The 17,762-nt window shown below is 67.5% G+C and carries 14 protein-coding genes, 1 tRNA gene and 2 pseudogenes; 5 read left to right on the plus strand and 12 right to left on the minus strand.

The features are described from left to right. A partial coding sequence (gene cydC, locus CV1CTNOD_RS06375) for a thiol reductant ABC exporter subunit CydC (protein ID WP_207386231.1) occupies nucleotides 1–1,768 on the plus strand: 1,768 nt, incomplete at its 5' end. On the opposite strand, the gene CV1CTNOD_RS06380 is transcribed toward cydC, so the two are convergent. The 6 genes from CV1CTNOD_RS06380 to CV1CTNOD_RS06405 all read right to left on the minus strand — a co-directional run bounded on the left by CV1CTNOD_RS06380 (nucleotide 1,757) and on the right by CV1CTNOD_RS06405 (nucleotide 8,111). Beyond that, nucleotides 1,757–3,508, minus strand: a complete 1,752-nt coding sequence (locus CV1CTNOD_RS06380; RefSeq protein ID WP_131785243.1) for a sensor histidine kinase — start codon at nucleotides 3,506–3,508, stop codon at nucleotides 1,757–1,759. The two genes, cydC and CV1CTNOD_RS06380, sit on opposite strands and share 12 nt — an antisense overlap. Before the next feature lie 194 nt (nucleotides 3,509–3,702). Continuing rightward, entirely contained in the window at nucleotides 3,703–5,109 is a 1,407-nt protein-coding gene (locus CV1CTNOD_RS06385) for a KGGVGR-motif variant AAA ATPase (protein ID WP_165485343.1), read from the minus strand. Between the two features lie 22 nt (nucleotides 5,110–5,131). Then, nucleotides 5,132–5,722, minus strand: coding sequence for a toll/interleukin-1 receptor domain-containing protein (locus CV1CTNOD_RS06390; protein WP_165485344.1), 591 nt, complete (start codon nucleotides 5,720–5,722; stop codon nucleotides 5,132–5,134). A gap of 109 nt (nucleotides 5,723–5,831) precedes the next feature. Beyond that, the gene (locus tag CV1CTNOD_RS06395) at nucleotides 5,832–6,362 is read right to left on the minus strand and encodes an OsmC family protein (RefSeq protein WP_131785246.1); all 531 of its coding nucleotides are present in this window, start codon (nucleotides 6,360–6,362) and stop codon (nucleotides 5,832–5,834) included. Between the two features lie 165 nt (nucleotides 6,363–6,527). Next, nucleotides 6,528–7,346 carry a class II aldolase/adducin family protein gene (locus CV1CTNOD_RS06400; protein ID WP_131785247.1) on the minus strand — a complete coding sequence of 273 codons (819 nt, stop codon included), beginning with the start codon at nucleotides 7,344–7,346 and terminating at the stop codon, nucleotides 6,528–6,530. Nucleotides 7,347–7,430: 84 nt separating this feature from the next. Continuing rightward, nucleotides 7,431–8,111: an alpha/beta hydrolase gene (locus tag CV1CTNOD_RS06405; RefSeq protein ID WP_131785248.1), complete on the minus strand. Its 681-nt coding sequence runs from the start codon at nucleotides 8,109–8,111 to the stop codon at nucleotides 7,431–7,433. A 584-nt stretch (nucleotides 8,112–8,695) separates the two neighbouring features. Between CV1CTNOD_RS06405 and glpK the strand changes: the two genes are divergently transcribed. The 4 genes from glpK to CV1CTNOD_RS06425 all read left to right on the plus strand — a co-directional run bounded on the left by glpK (nucleotide 8,696) and on the right by CV1CTNOD_RS06425 (nucleotide 12,865). Continuing rightward, entirely contained in the window at nucleotides 8,696–10,225 is a 1,530-nt protein-coding gene (gene glpK, locus CV1CTNOD_RS06410; protein ID WP_131785249.1) for a glycerol kinase GlpK, read from the plus strand. A gap of 498 nt (nucleotides 10,226–10,723) precedes the next feature. Further along, nucleotides 10,724–11,821: a Rieske (2Fe-2S) protein gene (locus tag CV1CTNOD_RS06415; RefSeq protein ID WP_131785250.1), complete on the plus strand. Its 1,098-nt coding sequence runs from the start codon at nucleotides 10,724–10,726 to the stop codon at nucleotides 11,819–11,821. Nucleotides 11,822–12,115: 294 nt separating this feature from the next. Next, nucleotides 12,116–12,697 (plus strand): hypothetical protein, encoded by a 582-nt coding sequence (locus tag CV1CTNOD_RS06420; protein ID WP_131785251.1) that lies wholly within the window; start codon nucleotides 12,116–12,118, stop codon nucleotides 12,695–12,697. Nucleotides 12,698–12,792: 95 nt separating this feature from the next. Further along, nucleotides 12,793–12,865 (plus strand) — tRNA-Lys (locus tag CV1CTNOD_RS06425). Nucleotides 12,866–13,171: 306 nt separating this feature from the next. On the opposite strand, the gene CV1CTNOD_RS06430 is transcribed toward CV1CTNOD_RS06425, so the two are convergent. The 6 genes and pseudogenes from CV1CTNOD_RS06430 to CV1CTNOD_RS26330 all read right to left on the minus strand — a co-directional run. Further along, nucleotides 13,172–14,446, minus strand: coding sequence for an ATP-binding protein (locus CV1CTNOD_RS06430; protein ID WP_131785252.1), 1,275 nt, complete (start codon nucleotides 14,444–14,446; stop codon nucleotides 13,172–13,174). Nucleotides 14,447–14,530: 84 nt separating this feature from the next. After that, a complete protein-coding gene (locus tag CV1CTNOD_RS26315) occupies nucleotides 14,531–15,154 on the minus strand; it encodes an MFS transporter (RefSeq protein WP_242606416.1) in 624 nt (207 codons plus the stop codon). Next, entirely contained in the window at nucleotides 15,139–15,342 is a 204-nt protein-coding gene (locus CV1CTNOD_RS26320; RefSeq protein ID WP_242606417.1) for a hypothetical protein, read from the minus strand. The genes CV1CTNOD_RS26315 and CV1CTNOD_RS26320 overlap by 16 nt, the downstream gene beginning before the upstream one ends. Before the next feature lie 203 nt (nucleotides 15,343–15,545). Then, the gene (locus tag CV1CTNOD_RS06440; protein ID WP_278043866.1) at nucleotides 15,546–16,784 is read right to left on the minus strand and encodes an MFS transporter; all 1,239 of its coding nucleotides are present in this window, start codon (nucleotides 16,782–16,784) and stop codon (nucleotides 15,546–15,548) included. Nucleotides 16,785–16,890: 106 nt separating this feature from the next. Then, a pseudogene (locus tag CV1CTNOD_RS26325) lies at nucleotides 16,891–16,998 on the minus strand (transposase); the annotation flags it as partial. Between the two features lie 259 nt (nucleotides 16,999–17,257). After that, nucleotides 17,258–17,416: pseudogene (locus CV1CTNOD_RS26330) on the minus strand (GntR family transcriptional regulator); the annotation flags it as partial. Nucleotides 17,417–17,762: the final 346 nt, after the last annotated feature.

Genomic DNA, 17,762 nt, shown 5'->3' on the forward strand with positions numbered 1-17,762 from the left:
CCCGGCGGCCGCATCGCTCCCACCGGCAGCTGCATCCGTCCTGCCAGCGACCGGATCGGTCCTGCCGGCAGGCATGCGGTCCCGGCCGGAGTCGGCCGTCTCCCACCGGGAGGCACTGGCGCTGTTCGCCTCGGCACGGCAGCGGTTCGCCCTCGGTATCCTCGCCGGGGCCCTCGCGCTGGGGTGTGGCATCGGGCTGACCGCCACGTCGGCATGGCTGATCGTCCGGGCGTCGCAGCATCCACCGGTGCTGACATTGATGGTCGCGATCGTCGGCGTCCGGGCGTTCGGGCTCGGCCGGCCGGTTTTCCGCTATGTCGAACGCCTCACCACCCACGACGCGGCCCTGCGGGGTCTTGCCCGGCTGCGCTCGGAGGTGTTCGCCCGGCTCGTGCCGCTGGCTCCCGCCGCCCTCGGGACCCACCGCCGCGGGGACCTGCTGCGCAGGTTCACCGCGGACGTGGACGGGGTGGGCGAGTCGCTGCTGCGCGGCGCTGGCCCCACCGCGTCCGCGGCGCTCGCCTGCGCCGGCGCGGTGATCATAGTTACCGTCATGTTGCCGGCCGCGGGGATCGTCCTGGCGGCCGGGCTTGCTGTGGCCGCGGTGCTGGCCGGGCCGATAACCGCTCGGCGTACCCGGGCGATGGTCACGGCCACCGCCGTGGCGCGGGCCCGGCGGGATACCGAGATCGTCTCTCTGCTGGACGGGCTGGACGAGATCGTGGCGTTCGGCGCGGCGCGGGCGCGGCTTGCGCGGCTGCGCCACCGTGACGGCGAAATACTGCGACTGGTGGCGTCCTGGCGCAGGTCACCGGCATGGGGGAGCGCGGCCGCAACGTTTGCCGCGGGCCTGACCCTCGTGGCGGTCAGCATCGTCGGGGTGGCGGCGGTACGGCAGCAGGCGTTGTCCGGGGTGATGCTCGGGGTGGTCGTGCTGACCACGGTCGCCGCCTTCGAGCCGTTGGCGGGACTCACCGCTGCCTTCGCCGCCCTTGCCGACGCCCGGGCGGCCGCTGCTCGGGTGTTCGCGGTCCTCGACCGCGAGCCACCGGTCGGCGAGCCGGTCCACGCGCGGCGGTTGCCCGACGGGCCGCTCGACGTCCGCATGCACGGCATCGGGATGCGGTACAGCCCGGACGGTCCGCTGGTGCTCGACGGCTTCGACCTTCATCTGCCGGCGGGCGCCCGGGTTGCGCTCGTCGGCGCCAGCGGCGCGGGCAAGAGCACCGTCGTCGACCTGCTGCTGCGCCTGCGTGACCCGCAGGCGGGACGGGTCGAGGTCGGCGGCGTCGACCTGCGCGACGTCACCACCGACGAGCTGTACCAGAACGTGACCGGCATGACCCAGGACGCGCACGTGTTCGACGCGACGTTGCGGGAGAACCTGCTGATCGCCCGTACCGGGGCGACCGAGGCCGAACTCACCGGCGTCCTCGAGCGGGTCGGGCTCGGCGGCTGGGCTGCGGGCCTGCCGGACGGCCTGGCCACCCGGGTCGGAGCGAACGGGGAGCGGATGTCCGGTGGCCAGCGCCAGCGGCTGCTGCTTGCCCGTGCCCTGCTGGCCGATCCTCGCGTGCTCGTCCTGGACGAGCCAACCGCCCATCTCGACCCGGTGACCGAGGCCGCGGTGATGCGCACGATCCTGGATGTGACCCGCGGTCGGACGGTCCTGCTCATCAGCCATCGCACGGCCGGCTTCGAGGAGCTGGACGCGGTGGTGGAACTGGCGGGCGCCGCGCGGACGCCAACCCTGCGCTCAGCCGCCTGACGGACCGGTGCCGCTCGACCGGTCGGTGCCACCGTCCGGACCGGTACCGCTCGACCGGTCCCTGCCACCGCCTGGACCTGTGCCGTCGGAAGGATCCATGCCACCTGGCGGGTCCGGTGCACGGGTTCGGGCGGACCAGGACAACCGGGTGCCGGCGCCGAGAGGGGAGAACACGATGAACTTGCCCCCGAGCTCCTGCGCCCGGCTGCGCATGTTGACCAGCCCGCTGGAGCTGTCCCGGCCGTCCGGGTTCACGCCACCGACCCCGTTGTCGATCACGTCCAGCCGCACCTGACCGTCGGTGGACCAGACGGTCACGTACACCTGGGTTGCCGACGCGTGCCGGGCGACGTTCGACAGGGCTTCGCGCAGCACGGCCACCAGATGCTCGCCGACGACGTTGCACACGGTGGAGTCCAGCGCGCCCTCGAACCGCAGGTGCGGTGCGAACCCGAGGGAGACGGTCGCGTCATCGACGATGTCGAGGATCTGCCCGCGCAGGCTCGGGACGTCGTTACGTCCGCGCCGCCGCAGCTGGAAGATCGTTGTCCGGATCTGGCCGATGGTCTCGTCCAGATCGTCGATGTAGGCGGCGAGCCGGTCCTCCTGCTTTGCCCCGTCGGTGCGCGAGACCAGGCCCTGCAGTCCGATCGCCGTGGCGAAGATCCGCTGGATCACGTGATCGTGCAGGTCCCGGGCGATACGGTCGCGCTCCTCCAGGACGGCGATGCGGTCGCGGTCGGCTCGGGCCTGGGCCAGCTCGAGCGCCAGCGCTATGTGCCCGACGAAACCCGAGGCCATGTCGATGTCGGCATCGGTGAAAAGCCGGCCTTCGATCCGCCGGCCGAGCACGAGTGCCCCGACGCTTTCGCCCGAGGCGACCAGGGGAATGACCATAAGCGGGCCGTTCTGGCCGGCGAGTGGATCCGACGCGGGAACGACCGCGCCGACCAGACCGTCGGGGTATTCGCCGGTGGCGACCTCCACGATGAGTTCTTCGGCCGACTCACGGGGGAGCAGGACGGCGGAGAAGTCCGCGACGGCGATTTCCTGGGCTCTGCGCGCAATCAGTTCCAGCGGATTCGGACCCTCGGCCAGGAGATGGCGGGTGATGTCGGTGGACGCCTGCAACCAGCGTTGCCGGCGCTGGGACTCCTCGAAAAGCCGTGCGTTCTCGATGGCGACGCCGGCGCTTGCGGCCAGCGCCTGGACGAGTTCCTCGTCCTCGGCGGTGAAACGCGACGCGTTCTGCTTGTCCGTCAGGTAGAGGTTGCCGAACACCTTGGTGCCGATCCGGATCGGGACGCCGAGGAAACTGTGCATGGGCGGATGCCCGGCCGGGAAGCCGTCCGCCCGGTGGTCGGTGGTGATGTCGTCGAGCCGCAACGGGTAGGGCTCCCGGATGAGCAGGCCGAGGATGCCCTTACCCCGCGGAAGGTCGCCGATCCGGCGGACCATGCTCTCGTCGAAGCCGACATGGACGAACTGTTCGAGGTTCTGGTCGTGGGAGATCACGCCGAGTGCGCCGTAACGGGCATCCACAAGATCGCATGCTGCTTCCACGATGCGGGTCAGCACGACGGGCAGGCTCAGGTCCGAGGCAACCATGCGGCTCGCCCGCAACAGACCGCGCAGGCGGCTCTGGGTAACGATCAGGTCCTTGGCCTGGTCGACCCGATGAGTCACAAAATCATCACCATATGGTTGTACGGCGTTCCCGCCGCCAGTCTCTGCATCCATGACGATCTCAACGTATTACGCCTGACGGCCGCGGAGATCTCTCCGTCGGGCAACATCGCGCGAATCATCCTGGGCAGGACGATCGGCGCCCGGCCGTGGCCTTGCGACCTGCTGGTCCGCCAAACCTCCGTGATTTTTTTCACCAACGAATGTTTTCTCCGGCGGACGGCCATGAAAAGAGCTATATGCAGCGGTCAGCCGCGCCCCGACGTGCCGCGGGCTCCTCTGGTGATTGTGTCGACAATTCCGTCCGCGACGTCCGAGAGGTCTTCCTCACCTGTTATGCGCAGGTACTGACGACTGGCGAGGAGACTCGGGAGATGGTCGGGTTCGGCGTCCGAGGTGAGTACGGGCAGCACCATACGGTTGGACCTGTCGTCCAGGGTCTGGCGGATGAACCGATCGATCTCGTAGCTCTGCGCCCGGTCGAGGTAGGGGCCGTCGAAGAGAGCGACGAGATGCCGTGATCGGGCCAGCAGGGTGTCCATCTCACGCTGCCAGTCGGTGCTGATGCCGACACCGAGCTGGCGCAGCCGTGATGGCCTTACCACTCGCAGGGACCGGCGAGCCAGCAGGTCCTCCAGCGACGTCGCGAGTCGGTCGTCCTTACGGGAGCTGCTGATGAAGACATCGATCTCGTAGCCGTCGTCGTTGCGTGATCGCAGCCCCAGCCGGGTGGCCGCGTCCACGAACGAGTCCCTGCTTTCCACGAGCAGTTCGCTGCGGTCCAACCGGTGGGCGATCGTGGCCGCGAGGGTCTCCAGCGAATATCCGATCTTCTCCGGTGTGGGATCCTCCTCCTCGAGTGCCGGCAGGTCCTCGCCGAAACTCCAGTAGGAAACATAGGGGATCGTGAGGAAACCGAGCAGTCGCTCGATCGACACTCCCTCCACGGCCCAGTTCCGGAAAAGTGGAGCGAGCTCCTTGCTGAATCGTTCCTGCCAGTACTGGGCCCGGCGGTACTCCTCCCGGGAGTCGAATCGCGCGGGAACGGGGAGGGTCATCAGCAGGGAGCGATCATAGGGCAGGTCGTCGCGGGCCCTTTCGGCGCGGCGCACGACGTCGACAACCCCACGCAGGCTCTGCTCGTTGGCGGTGAAGAGTACGACCAGGATGTCAGGAAGTTGTGCCGTGCAGATCCCGCTGATATCTGTGATTCCGGTCCGGCTGTCGACCAGGACGAAATCGTAGTCCTCCAACCAGCGTTCTCGACAGTCCTCCAGAAAGGCGCCGAGATCCTTCTTGTCGTACAGGTCGGCCCAGTCGATCTTTTGGGCCTGGGGGACGTAGGAGGGGTCGGACGAGCCGGCGGGAAGCAGATCCAGGGGTATGTCCCGCCCCGGGAGGAATATCCGGCTGACATAGTCACCGACATGCGGATCCCGGCCTTGCGCGAAATCGTTGATAAAATCGACCAGGCCGGTCCTGGGTGGGGACAGCCGCCGGCTGAAGTAGAACGGGATGCCCGGCGCGTCGATGTCCCAGTCGATGCAGAGCGTCCGATAGCCCCACGAGGTGAGCAGCGCCGCGGTGTTGGCCAGGGCGAAGGTGCGCCCCACCCCGCCCTTGTAGGAGTAGAAGGTCACGACCGTGCCGCTCACGTGTTTCACATGTTTCATGTGTTTACAGCCTCGGTACGTCCGCGCGGTGGAGTGGTTCGGGGTCCGGACGCAGTACCGGGAAATCCGGGCGCCAGTCCGGCACCAGCTCCAGCTTCGCCGCCAGCTCCTCCGCGACCGTTCCCACCTGCTTTTCGAACCCGGCGTATGCGGGTGTCTGCTCGAAGGCGGGCGAGGAGACGTTCCACTCCTTCATGTCCTGCTGCTGGGTCTTCTTCGCGTCGCTCGGAAACCTGGTACCGTCCTTGAGCCGTATGGGATATACAAGGCGGCGTGCATCCGGCGCTGTGCTCAGATCGAACATCGCCTCACGGTGCTGCATGCTGCGCCATTCCGCGACGCACCAGTGAGAGCCGAAATAGGACGGAGTCCATACCGCCACCAGCAGGCGTGACCGGCTGTGGGCCTGGGCGAGTGTGTCCGGCCAGTGGTCCCCGACTTCGACCCCGTCGACATCGATGAAGATCTTCGGCCTGCGCTCCAGTTCGTCGGTCAGGCACTTCACGAGCATCCGGTGGAAGTGGTTGTGCACCCATGGCAGGACCGTACCCGCCCGCCGGTAGCTGAGGAACACGTCGAACTGGTAGCCCGACATGTTTCGGGGGCCTCCCTGAGGTGAGTCCCGCTGCTGGCCACGGCGTACGGGACAATAGGACATGACATGTGGGATGCGACATATGTCGGGCCCAGCATACCGTCCGGTTTCAGGGGGCCGGGACGCGCTCGAGTGAGCCGTGGATCGGCTGTGGGTTGATCAGCAGGTTCAGAATCGGACAGGTGCGTTCCACGGCCTGGTGCAGTTCGCTGATCTTCTCGTCGGACGCGGGGGAGGACAGCCGCACGGTGTAGCGGAGGTCGTGCGGGTAGACCGGCACGTGCTCGTACCCGGGTTCACCGGCGCGAGGGTCGAATGTGGCGGTGACGTCGATGTCGAGGGAGTCCAGGGGGACGCTGAGCACGGCTGCCTGGATCAGGAAGGTGTGGGTCAGGCAGCTGCCCAGCACCCCGAGCTGGATCTCGGGTGAGGTCGGGCCCAGATTGTGCCCGGCGAGATCCGGCCCGCTGTCACTGATGATCTGGAATTCGCGGGCACGGATGCGACGCACGCCCGTGCGTCCCTCCGCCGTGACGGTTGCCGAGACGGCCAACGGTTTGACGTCACCTGCGGCAACCTGCTCCCGCTGCGCGAGAACGGCGTCGCGCTTGCCGATCAGGTATTCACTCAAACCGCTCATCAGGCCGTCCTCTCATCGTCGATTGGTACGTCGGGCGTGGCACTGCCGGATCCCCGCGCTGCGTCCCCCCGTGCAGCGCGGGGAGTCCGTTCACCCCGCTCGATGATCTACACCCCTGGTGCCGGGCGCGCTCAGTGGCCAGCTTGCTGATCGAACAGGTCCGGCTTAGTCGAGCAGGTCCGGCTGTTCGGCGGTGATGATGTCCCAGTAGGGGATGAAGCTGAAGCCGCCGAAGGCACGGCTGCCGCCCAGTGGCTCGGCGACTTCGTGCCGGATGAGCTTCGGTGTGCCGGCGGCTTCGGCGAGAAGCTGTGCGTGCGCGCTCTGGTCGGCGGTGATGAACAACCACGCCGCCTCCTCCACGGAGCGTCCGACGGTGAGGAAGCCGTGGTTCTGCAGGATCACGAGCTTGTTCGGGCCCAGAGCCTGGGCGATGTTGCGCCCTTCCTCCTTGTCGAGGACCACACCGTTGAAATCGGCGTAGAGCGAGTGGCTGCCGTAGAACGTGGTGGCGTCCTGGGTGATCGGGTCGAGCAACCGGCCGAGGGAGGACCATGCCTTACCGGCCACGGCATGGGCGTGTGCCGCGGCGACGACGTCCGGACGGGCGGCGTGCACCTGGGAGTGGATGGCGAACGCGGCCGTGTTGACGGGACGGTTGCCGATCACGATGTCGCCGTCGTGGTTGACCAGTAGCAGGTCGGAGACCTTGATCTGGGCGAACGACACGGCGAGTGGGTTGACCCAGAAGTGGTCGGGTAGCTCCGGGTCACGCGCCGTGATATGACCGGCGATGCCGTGGTCGTAGCCGAACTTCGCGAACAGCCTGAAGGCAGCCGCCAGCCGCTGCTTACGGTGTAGCCGTATCTCCTCGACGGATCCCGCGGGTTCGGGGCCCTTCGGCAGCGTCTGGTCGGCCACGCGTAGCGGGGTCTGCCGGAACTGCTCGCGGATGCTGGTGACGAGATTGGTGCCTGTGGACATGCCCTGGTCTCCTTGACGTGACCTTGGAAAGGATCGTTGTCGGTTCACGCACACCGCCCGCCGGCATTTCCACGTGATCCGAACTCATCCGGAGAGCGGATTTTGATGCAGTGACTCCAGGAACACCAGAGTGCTGGCGGCCACTGTCCGGTAGCCGGGTCCGGCGATCACATCATGTTGACCCGGTACCACGGTGAGTTGCGCACGGGGTGCGGTACGAATGATCATCTGGGTGAGCGGTAGCGGGCTCACCTGGTCGTCCACCCCGTGGATCAGCAGGATGGGCAGGTCGGGCAGGGCCCGCGGAACCGGGTACACCGAAGCGCCGGCACTGCCGATATTGCCGGCACCGCCGTCAGCCGTGATGGGACGTTGCAGGAGCGGCAGCCCGAGGAGGACCACGCCGTCCGGGCGCAGAGCCGGGGAGCCCGCGAGGGTCAGCGCGCGCAGCCCGCCGATGTCGGAGCCCAGCAGGATGAAGGGTGCTTCGGGAATACGCGCTTCGGCCAGCGTTGACACGCTGTCACCGGGCTCCTCGGAGATGGTGATCGTATAGCCGTCGAGGGCCAGGCGGAGCCTGAGCCGTTCGAACGAGGCCGCTGTCTCGCCCCGACCGGTCAGGATGAGGACGGATCCCCGGCCGGGCGGCATATCGGGTGGCGTCTCGGACACCGTGGCCAGCGGTGTTGCGCTGCCGGCCGCATACCTGCGGATGCCGATGGGCGGCCGTCTCGACGCAAATGTTGCGGGCGGTGCGGATGTCATTGTGCATCTCCTGTCGTCGGATGGATGCTGTCGCGATGATCGGCGCGGATGCGCATCGTTGTTTTCTTCCGCGTCCCGTAGGGGATGGAAACGAAACGTGTGGGGAACACGTGGTTTCGGCCGGCGGAAGGGGCGCGACAGCCCGTGGGGTGGGTCAGGAAGCGTGCGGGTGCGCGCGGCTATCGACGGGAGGAAGGAAAGCCCGGACAGGCTGCTGAGGCGACCCGCAGCAGATCAATGTGGCCTCGGGTCACGAGCCGAGACTCGGTATGCACGCCGTCCACGATGCGTGTGATGTGGAGTGATGTCAATACTCGCCTCTGCCAGGCGCGGGACATCAGGGACATCAGGTGTCGGCGTTCCTGGCGGGCTGAGGGACTATGGGCCCCGGTGAGTCATGCTCCCATGGCGACCGCTTCCAGCAGCTGCTACTTTCAGTGACTATCGTTCCGGTGAGTGTTGCCTTTGGTTATGATCATCCGGCCGTATGCGACAGCCGTATGCGACAGCCGTATGCGACAGCCGTATGCGACAGCCGTATGCGACAGCCGTATGCGACAGCCGCACGTGACGGGAGGAAGGCGATGGGCGACTTCGTCGGAGCGGTCGACCAGGGCACCACGAGCACCCGTTTCATGATTTTCGATCACGATGGCAGCGAGGTCGCCCGCCGTCAGCTTGAACACGCCCAGATCCTGCCGCGCTCCGGATGGGTCGAGCACAACCCGGTCGAGATCTGGGAGCGCACGGCCGCGGCCGTCGAGTCGGCCCTGGCCGGCGCCGGCCTCGGCCCGTCCGACCTCGCCGCACTCGGCGTCACCAACCAACGCGAGACCACGATCGTGTGGAACCCGCGCACCGGCCGGCCCTACCACAACGCGATCGTCTGGCAGGACACCCGCACCGACCGGATCGCGGCCGCGCTGGAGCGCGACGGCCGCGGTCAGGTGATCCGGCGCAGATCCGGCCTGCCGCCGGCGACCTACTTCTCCGCGGCCAAGGTCACCTGGATCCTCGACAACGTCGACGGGGTCCGCGCCGCGGCCGAGCGGGACGAGGCCGTCTTCGGCACCGTGGACAGCTGGCTGCTGTGGAACCTCACCGGGGGAGTGCATGGCGGGCTGCACGTGACAGACGTCACCAACGCCAGCCGTACCATGCTGATGGACCTGCACACTCTGGACTGGGACGATGAGCTGCTGTCGTTCTTCGGCATTCCGCGGGCCATGCTCCCGGCGATCCGGCCCTCAGCCGACCCGACCGGCTACGGTTCGACCATTGCGTCCGGGCCGCTGCGCGGCGAGGTCGCGCTGACCGCCGACCTCGGAGACCAGCATGCCGCGACCGTTGGACAGGTCTGTTTCGCCCCCGGGCAGGCCAAGAACACCTATGGCACCGGCAACTTCCTCCTGCTGAACACCGGAACGCAGGCGGTGCCCTCCCGGCACGGGCTGCTCACGACGGTCGGCTACCGGTTCGGCGACGACGACCCAGTGTATGCGCTGGAAGGCTCGATCGCGGTCACGGGGTCGGCCGTGCAGTGGCTGCGGGACCAGCTCGGCATCATCAGCAGCGCGTCCGAGAGCGAGACGCTGGCCGCGACGGTGCCCGACAGCGGCGGCATCTACTTCGTCCCGGCCTTCTCCGGGCTGTTCGCGCCGTACTGGCGCTCCGACGCACGGGGCGCGATCGTCGGTCTGTCACGCTTCCACACCAGCGCCCATCTGGCCCGCGCCGCGCTCGAGGCGATCTGCTACCAGAGCCGGGACGTGGCCGAGGCGATGCGGCTGGACTCGGGTGTGGCACTGGATATCCTGCGGGTCGACGGCGGAGTGACCGCGAACGACCTGTGCATGCAGATGCAGGCGGACATCCTGGGCGTCCCCGTCAGCCGTCCGGTGGTCGCCGAGACGACGGCGCTCGGCGCCGCATATGCCGCTGGTCTCGCGGTGGGCTTCTGGAAGGACGCCGGTGAGCTCGCCACGCACTGGCGGGAGGACCGCCGCTTCGAACCCCAATGGTCGCCGGACCGGCGCGAAAGCGGCTACGCCGGCTGGCGCAAGGCGGTCGAACGCACCCTGAACTGGGTGGACGTGGACCCCGGCCGCCGGTGACCCGTGGTTTTTGGACTCGGCCGCACGCGGTCGCGGTGAATATGAACTTCCTGGATGGCGTCTGGTTGCGCGTCGAACATTCTTCTGACTGTCGGGAATAACTATGATTCCGCCCGCCGTCGAATAACCGGAACAATCGGGCCGGCGGCCTGGTGTGTGGTTGGCGACATACGGGCGTGCAGACGCTTTGTCGCAGCCTGGGACGGGTACAGCATACCTCGCGGGAAACGGGCCTCCGCATGGGCATGGCAGCGGTGACGGGTTGCGCCCGACCGGGTGCCCTCTGATTGAAACACGGCCGTTACCGTGTTACCTCGCTGCCGTGTGTCGCTTGTTGTTTCCGTCACGCAGCGGCGTCCCCGGGATCTGGTGCGGGCCACATGCTAACGTCGATCATGTGTTGCCGCCCGGTGCGGTCAACCAGCCAATAATGCAAGCTATCTCGCCGGCTATCTCGTGTACACCTATTCTTCTCCAAGTATTACTCGCGGAGGACCCGTGGCGAAGTCGCAATGGCAGAAACAACTCAAGAAACATGACAGACGGCTGCTTGAGGGTCAATCGTTCGGCGAGGAGCAGAAGACCGACTACCCGCTGGGCTGGTATTTCGCCCGATTCAGCGAGGACCTCGCGCCGGGCCAGGTGCTGCCTGTCGAGTTCATGTCTCACCAGTTCGCGCTCTTCCGCGGAAAGAGCGGCAGGGTCGGCATGGTCGACAGTCAGTGCTGCCACATGGGTGCCGACCTCGGTCGCTGCGGCACCGTGGTCGAGGACCGGATCAAGTGCGGCTACCACGCCTGGGAGTTCCGGACCGACGGTGGCTGCGAGGTCATTCCGGGGCTGGACCAGTCGAAGATCCCCCCGCGGGCGGGCCAGCGTTCGATCCCCGTCCGTGAGCACGCCGGAAACATCTGGTTCTGGTACGGCCCGGAACCGGCCGGTGAGTTCATCGAGGTGCCCTACGCCGACTCCAAGAAGTACCTGAACCTCAAGGGTCAGATCTACATTGCCCGGGGAACGCTGCTGCCGGTTGCGGAACATGTTTCCGACATCTATCACTTCCCGGTTGCGCACAAGGGTGCAGGGCGGCTGGAGTACTCCATCCTGGTGAACAAGGAGGACCGCCTCGAGTACCAGTTGCGGCCCGCCGACGAAACCGGCATGAAGAAGGTCCAGAAGTGGTTCAGGCCGTTCGCCTTCATCGAGATGATCGGGCCGTCCGCCTCGCTCTACCGGACGCAGAAGGACGCCACGGTCGACCGGTCCGGCCCACTGCTGACGATAGTTCTCGGCGGCACCCCCGTCCGCGACGACGTCATGTTCTTCGGGTACCGGGTAATCGTCCGTAAGATCGGCCCCGGCCCGCTGTTCGCACCCTTCAACCATCTGCTTGCGCGTATGATGTGGCTCACGGTCCGGCGGAACGTCTATGCCGACATCGACGTTCTGAGGTGGCTGCGGCATCCCGAGAAAACTCTCTGGGTGAAGCCGGACGGGCCGTCCGTCCGCGAGTTCCGCACTTTCTTCCAGCGCCGTATCGTGCCGGGCTGGCGTTTCGGCGACCCGATGCCGGAAGAATCCGTCGCCAGCGCGTAGACGGTGTCCGCGAAGCCCGCGGGTACCGGCACCGGTCGGACGTCGGGTCCCTGGTAGGAGTGACCGGATATCCAACCGGTGCCGGCGCGGGCCCCCGGACGGTGCGCGCCGACACGTCGACCGCAAGCCCGCATCGCGGCGCCATCTCGGTAAGCGTCATGTCTGTAAGCCGGCAGCCCTTGTGCGGCCACCCCGCGGCCGAGCGCGATCTACCTGCGCTAGAGTCGCTGACCACGCACATCTGGGCTGGGGGGCTACATGCGGGGTTTTTGTGGATTTCTGGTTGTTTTTATCATGATTATCGGATTTGTCGGCCTGATACGCGGTCACCTGCATCAGGCGCGGATCCACAACCGCCGGAGTGCCGGAATCGTCACCGCAGCGAGTTTCCTGGGGCTTGTCGTGCTGGCGGCGCTGGCTCCGAAGAGTGACCAGGCGGCCGCGTCGGCCGCTCCAAGCGCGTCCGTGAGCTCTGCACCCACCTCCGTACCGTCGATTATCAACGCTCTGCTGTCTTCGGCCGAGCCTCTGGCTGCCACCAGCCAGCCGGCGCAACCGCCTGCAGCCGTCGTGACGACCCCTGCCGCCGCGATCTCGACGTTACGACCGGTGCCACACACAGCCGCACCCGGGCAGACACCCGTACGGGCTGCCGCGGCCCCGGCGCGACCGGCGACCACCACGGCGGCTGCACCTCTCGTTCTCTGCAATCTGGCCTATCCAGACGTGTGTCTGAAGGACGGGATCGGTGACTACGACTGCGCGGGCGGTTCCGGGGACGGCCCCAACTACGTCACCGGACCGATCCGGGTGCTGTCCGCCGACCCGTTCCGTCTCGATACCGATCATGACGGCATCGGTTGCGAGAAGCCCTGAAGCCTGTGTGGCCAAGTTGGTCTGGACGGGGCCCACCCGTGGGTCCCGATCCTGCCTGGGCCTGATACATTCGGACCCGTTGCAGCACGCGACACGCGCCGCTAGCTCAATTGGCAGAGCAGCAGACTCTTAATCTGCGGGTTCGGGGTTCAAGTCCCTGGCGGCGCACCCGCTGGCTTGCCATGCTCGCCGATCTCTGATCGGCTTCGCCGAGGGACGTGATGTCTACCCGGGGGACGACCCCCGGACCCCCGGTGTCGCGCTCTGCGTGACCACCATCCACGAGGGCACACAACGTGGGTTCGAATACTACGTGCCGTGTACCAGGCGAGACATTCTGTGCCACCTGGCGGGGAGGGCTACATGCGGGAGTCCGAGCTGCCAGCAGCGCTCCGTGACGTCGAACTTGTTGATTCAACTGCCTGGCTCGACGCAGCGCTCGTGGAGGCGTCCAAGAAGGACCGCGCGCCGCTCTTACCCAGGTGAGCCTGGAGTGGCCCACAGCGCTGAGATCGGGGCGGCTCGCATGTGTGGGCCGAAGCGGAGCACCTCGCCGCCCGCGTAGAGGACGTATCCGGCGTGGAAGCGGTCGCCGGTCTGCTCCGCCAGTTGGCGGAGCCCGCGGAAATCGTCGGCGCGTACCGTCTCGGCTGCTTTTACCTCGATGCCGACGATTTCACCCGATGCCCGTTCCAGTACCGCGTCGACCTCGTGGCGATCCCGGTCCCGGTAGTGGAACAGCGACACCGGCTCCTCGGACCAGGTGAGCTGCCGGGCCAGTTCGCCGAGCACGAAGTTCTCGATGAGTGGCCCGACGGCGGCTGTCGGATGAGAAGCCCGCCGCAGCGACATGCCCGTCAGATGGCCGGCCAGCCCCGAATCGACAAATATTATCTTTGGTTTCGCGGTGGCGCGGGCCGTCAGGTTCTTCGACCAGGCGGGAACCCGTCGGACGATGTATATGAGCTCGAGCGCCGCAAGATGCCTTCGGACGGTGGTGACGGGTACTCCGAGGTCGTTGCTGAGCCTGGCAGACACGAGGATTCCCCCTGCCGTGGCGGCCAGCGCCTGAACAAGGCCGCGCAGTTCCGCGACCCGTTCGATCTCGGCGATCTGGCGGATGTCGCGTTTGATGAGATCCGATATGTACGAGTCGAAGAACCGTGCTCGCCGCCGGGCGTCGGCCCGGCGAACAGCCTCGGGGAAGCCGCCTCGGAGCGCGCGCGCCACGTAGTCCGTACGGCGCAGGTCACTGCGCGCCAGGGGCGGTTCGGCGTCGGTGAAGACCGCGTCGACAAAACCGTCGGGCTCGCCGTCGATCTCACCCTGGGAGAGCGGCCACAGCTCGACGGTCTCGGACCTCCCGGGCAGCAGGTCCGGAATGTCACGCAGTGCCCACAGCTGAGCGGACCCGGTGAGCAGAAAACGACCGGGGCGAGGACGCCGGTCGACCTCGTGCTTGATCGGAAGCAGCAGTTGCGGGACGCGCTGGATCTCGTCGATCATTACCAGGCCGTCATGGTTCACGAAGCCGGCGGGGTCGTACTCCGCGGCCGCCCGCACCGCGTCGTCGTCCAGGTAGAGCGCGAGCGCGTCGGCCCGTGCGTCGGCCGCCATCTGGGCGAGCGTGCTCTTGCCGACCTGCCGCGCGCCGCCGACGACGACCACTCGGGTGTCTCCAAGCGCCGCCGACACAAGGTCCGTGGCATGTCTCGGGAAGAGGCCAGGACTCGGCTGCCCGACTGCCATCCCGCCCTCCTCCGGCCGGCCCAAACACACGCTCGCGGTCAGTTTAACGCCATGGTCACGGTTGTTCCGCGACCATGGTCACGGTCAGTTTGAAGCCATGGTCGCGGTCGTTTCGCGGGCATGGCCGTGACGGCCGATCCGGTCGGACAGTCCGCCCGCGGGAAAGGACGCGGCCGTCGCTGCGATGTTGTAGGCGATGTACAGCGTGATCCCGATCCGGGTGGCCGCGTCCGTGCCGTGGCCGGCGGCCAGGAGATCGGTGGCGCGCAGGATCAGCAGGGTGCCTGCCACATTGCCGACCTCGAAGGCGCTGAACCCCGCCAGCACTCGGCCGAGCTGCCCGCGCAGCACCGGCCGGATCTGGAACCGCAACCGGCGGCGCCCGGTGGCCCGTGGCAGCTTTGCCTGCCGGATCGCGTAGACGATCGCGAGCGCCGCCAGCAGACCGGGAACGACCGAGATCAGCATGGCGGCGCGCACGCTGACCAGCGACACCAGACCGAGCGCCAGCAAGGGGCCGATGATCGCGCCGAGGTTGTCCATGGTCCGTTCAAACCCGTAGGCCCGGCCGTAGGCGACGGCGGGCACCACGTCGGCGAGCAGCGCGTTGCGGGCCGGTACCCGCAGTCCGCGGGCCGCCCAGGCGCCAGCCCGCAACATCCCCGCCTGGGCTACGGAGGTGGTCGCCCCGATCAGTGCGGAGAACACCGCCGTGGTGGTGTAGCCGCCGACCGCGACCGCGCGCCGCCGACCGCGACCGCGCGCCGCCGGCCGGGATCGTCCGCCAGCGCGCCGCCGACGAACCTGCCCGCCCCGGCCAGCCCTTCCGACACTCCTTCGATCGCGCCCAGTGCCGCGGCCGGCGCGCCCAGGGTCGTGGTGACAAAGTTCGCCATCAGCGAGGTCGGCACCTCATGCCCGACATCGGCGAGGAAGCTTGCCGTCCCAATCCCTCCGACACCTGGTGTCAACCACGGCCGCCGCCCCGAGGCGATAGATGTCTCGGCAGGAGTTTCGGCTGGCGCTGTGCGGTCAACTGCGGAGAGCCTGACTGGGATAGATTTTACGTTGTCCTTGCCGAAATCTTCATCCGTGCGGCTCATGCAGCATGCCGCAAACCTGGCAGGATCAGGCACAGCACTGCCGCGGCGGCGGCCGTGGCGGCGAAGGCGCCCACCGCCCAGGCGCCGGACACGTGCTGGACAAGCAGCCCAGCGGTCAGCGGCGCCAGCGCAGCCAGCGCGGTAGTCGCCATGACCACGGTGTTGATGACCCGGCCGCGCATTTCTGCCGGTGCACTGCGGAGCGTCACGGCAAACAGCGCGGCGTTCACGGCCGGCGCGAGCAGCAGCGCTATGGCGATCGGCGCCGCCACCAGCGGCGACGGGAGAAGCGGTGCCGCAGCGCCGAACAGCAGGGCCCCAGCCAGGGTGATCGTGGTGGCCAGGGCTCCCAGGCGCATGCGCCCCTGCAGCCGGGGTGCCACTATGGCGCCGAGCAGCCCGCCGGCCGCGATGGTCGCCTGCACCAGGCCGATCACCGCAGTGGAGGTACCGTGATGACGCAGCGCGAGCGTGACGGTGAAGGTCACGCCGGTGAAGGCGAAGTTCATCAAGGGTGCCGTTATCGCTACCGCGCGCAGGATCGGCACCTGCCAGACGAACTGCAGGCCATCGGCCACCTCACGCCACAACGCCTTGCGCTCGGCCGCGTTCTCCGGTCGGAACTGCCCCCGGATCCTGTTCACCGTGCCGAACGAGACAACGTAGGAGACGGCATTGGCGAGGAACGGGACGGCTTGGCCTAGCCCGAAAAGAGCCCCGCCGAGCGCCGGGCCGGCCAGGGCAGCAGCGTAGGTCCTGGCCTCGGTGGCGGCCGACGCCTGCTCCAGTTGCCCGTCCGGCACGATCCCCGGCAGTGCCGCGGCAGCCGCCGGGTTGAAGATGGCGCCTGCGCCTCCCTCGATCAGGCACACGACCAGGACGACCGGCCAGGACGCGAGATGGGTCACGATCAGGATGCCGAGCAGGGCCAGCAGGACCGCGCGCATGGTGTCACAAATGATCATCGTCAGCCGCCGGTCGAACCGGTCAGAGAGCGCCCCGGCGGGCAGCTGCAGGCACAGCAGGGTAATTGCCCGCGACGTCCCCACCACCCCGGCGAGCACCGCCGAGTGGGTCAGCGCCAGGATAAGCAGCGGGTAGGCGAGCAGGCCGATCCCTGAGCCAGTATCGGAGAGCAGCTGGCCGATCCACAGCATACGGAAGCCCTCGTTGTGCCGGAGAGGAACCTCTTGTTGCACATCGGCGTCTGTCTCGATTCCGGTGGCATCGCTCACCTTTGGAACAGTATGCGCCAAGGGTCAGGAGCAGCGTTTTGATCGTGTACTCGGGGTCGGCGGCACGGCCACGGCGACCGCGGAGCCGGTGGGTGGCCCGGCGGCGGACGTCGCCGACCGCCTTGTTCGCGAGCTGGGCGACGTGGAATGGGTCGACCGCGACCATCGGGTGCGGTAGCGCGGCCCGCGCGGCGGTCCGGTAGACGGTGGACATGTCGATCGTCACCGCCCGGACGTCGGCCCTCCATGGTGTGCTCGACGGTCTCCTGGAAACTCCCCCGCGCCCCTACCGGCACGACCGCCGCGCCGAGCCGGTCAAGCAGGACACCCAGCGCCGGGTCATCGCTGCCCGCCAGCCGGTACACCCTTTCCGGCTCCAACAGGCGCGCCGCGGCGATCGCACCCTCACCGGCGACCCGCGCCCGCCGCCGGTCCGCCATCGTGATCACTCCGGCATCCGCCAGATAGCGATAGGCCCGCACCACCGTCGACGACGTCGTTCCCGGCGTCCGGGCGTACTCCCGCACGCCGGGCAACTCGTCACCCGCCGTGATCTCCCCTGACCGCACACGACGAGCCAAATCATCGGCAATCTGCGTATAACGGGCCATGGCTGCCAACTCTATGATCATCGGGCCGTCCGAGGCGCCGGCACCGGCGCGCGACGAAGAAGCCCCGCCGATCAAGGGTTGCTATGGCATCTGTTCCCCCTGAAATCGAAGGATGTGAGTCCAGCGCTGTCACAGCAGCACTGGACTCATATCCTTCGATGCCCGCCGACCCGATTTGACGAAAGTCAGCAGACGGCCTTCTGGCACCCTTGAACCGGCTGGCTGGAATGACCTTTCCGTGTACATGGCATGCCTATACCCGGCAATTGATCGCAGCTGTCCCAGAGTATAATAGATGACAGCTTTTGAGCGCAGGCCGTTGCTTCCGGCTGGGCGCAGAGTTCAAACTCAACCGCGTACAGGGAGA

Source organism: Protofrankia symbiont of Coriaria ruscifolia, assembly GCF_900634745.1.
GTDB lineage: Bacteria > Actinomycetota > Actinomycetes > Frankiales > Frankiaceae > Protofrankia > Protofrankia californiensis.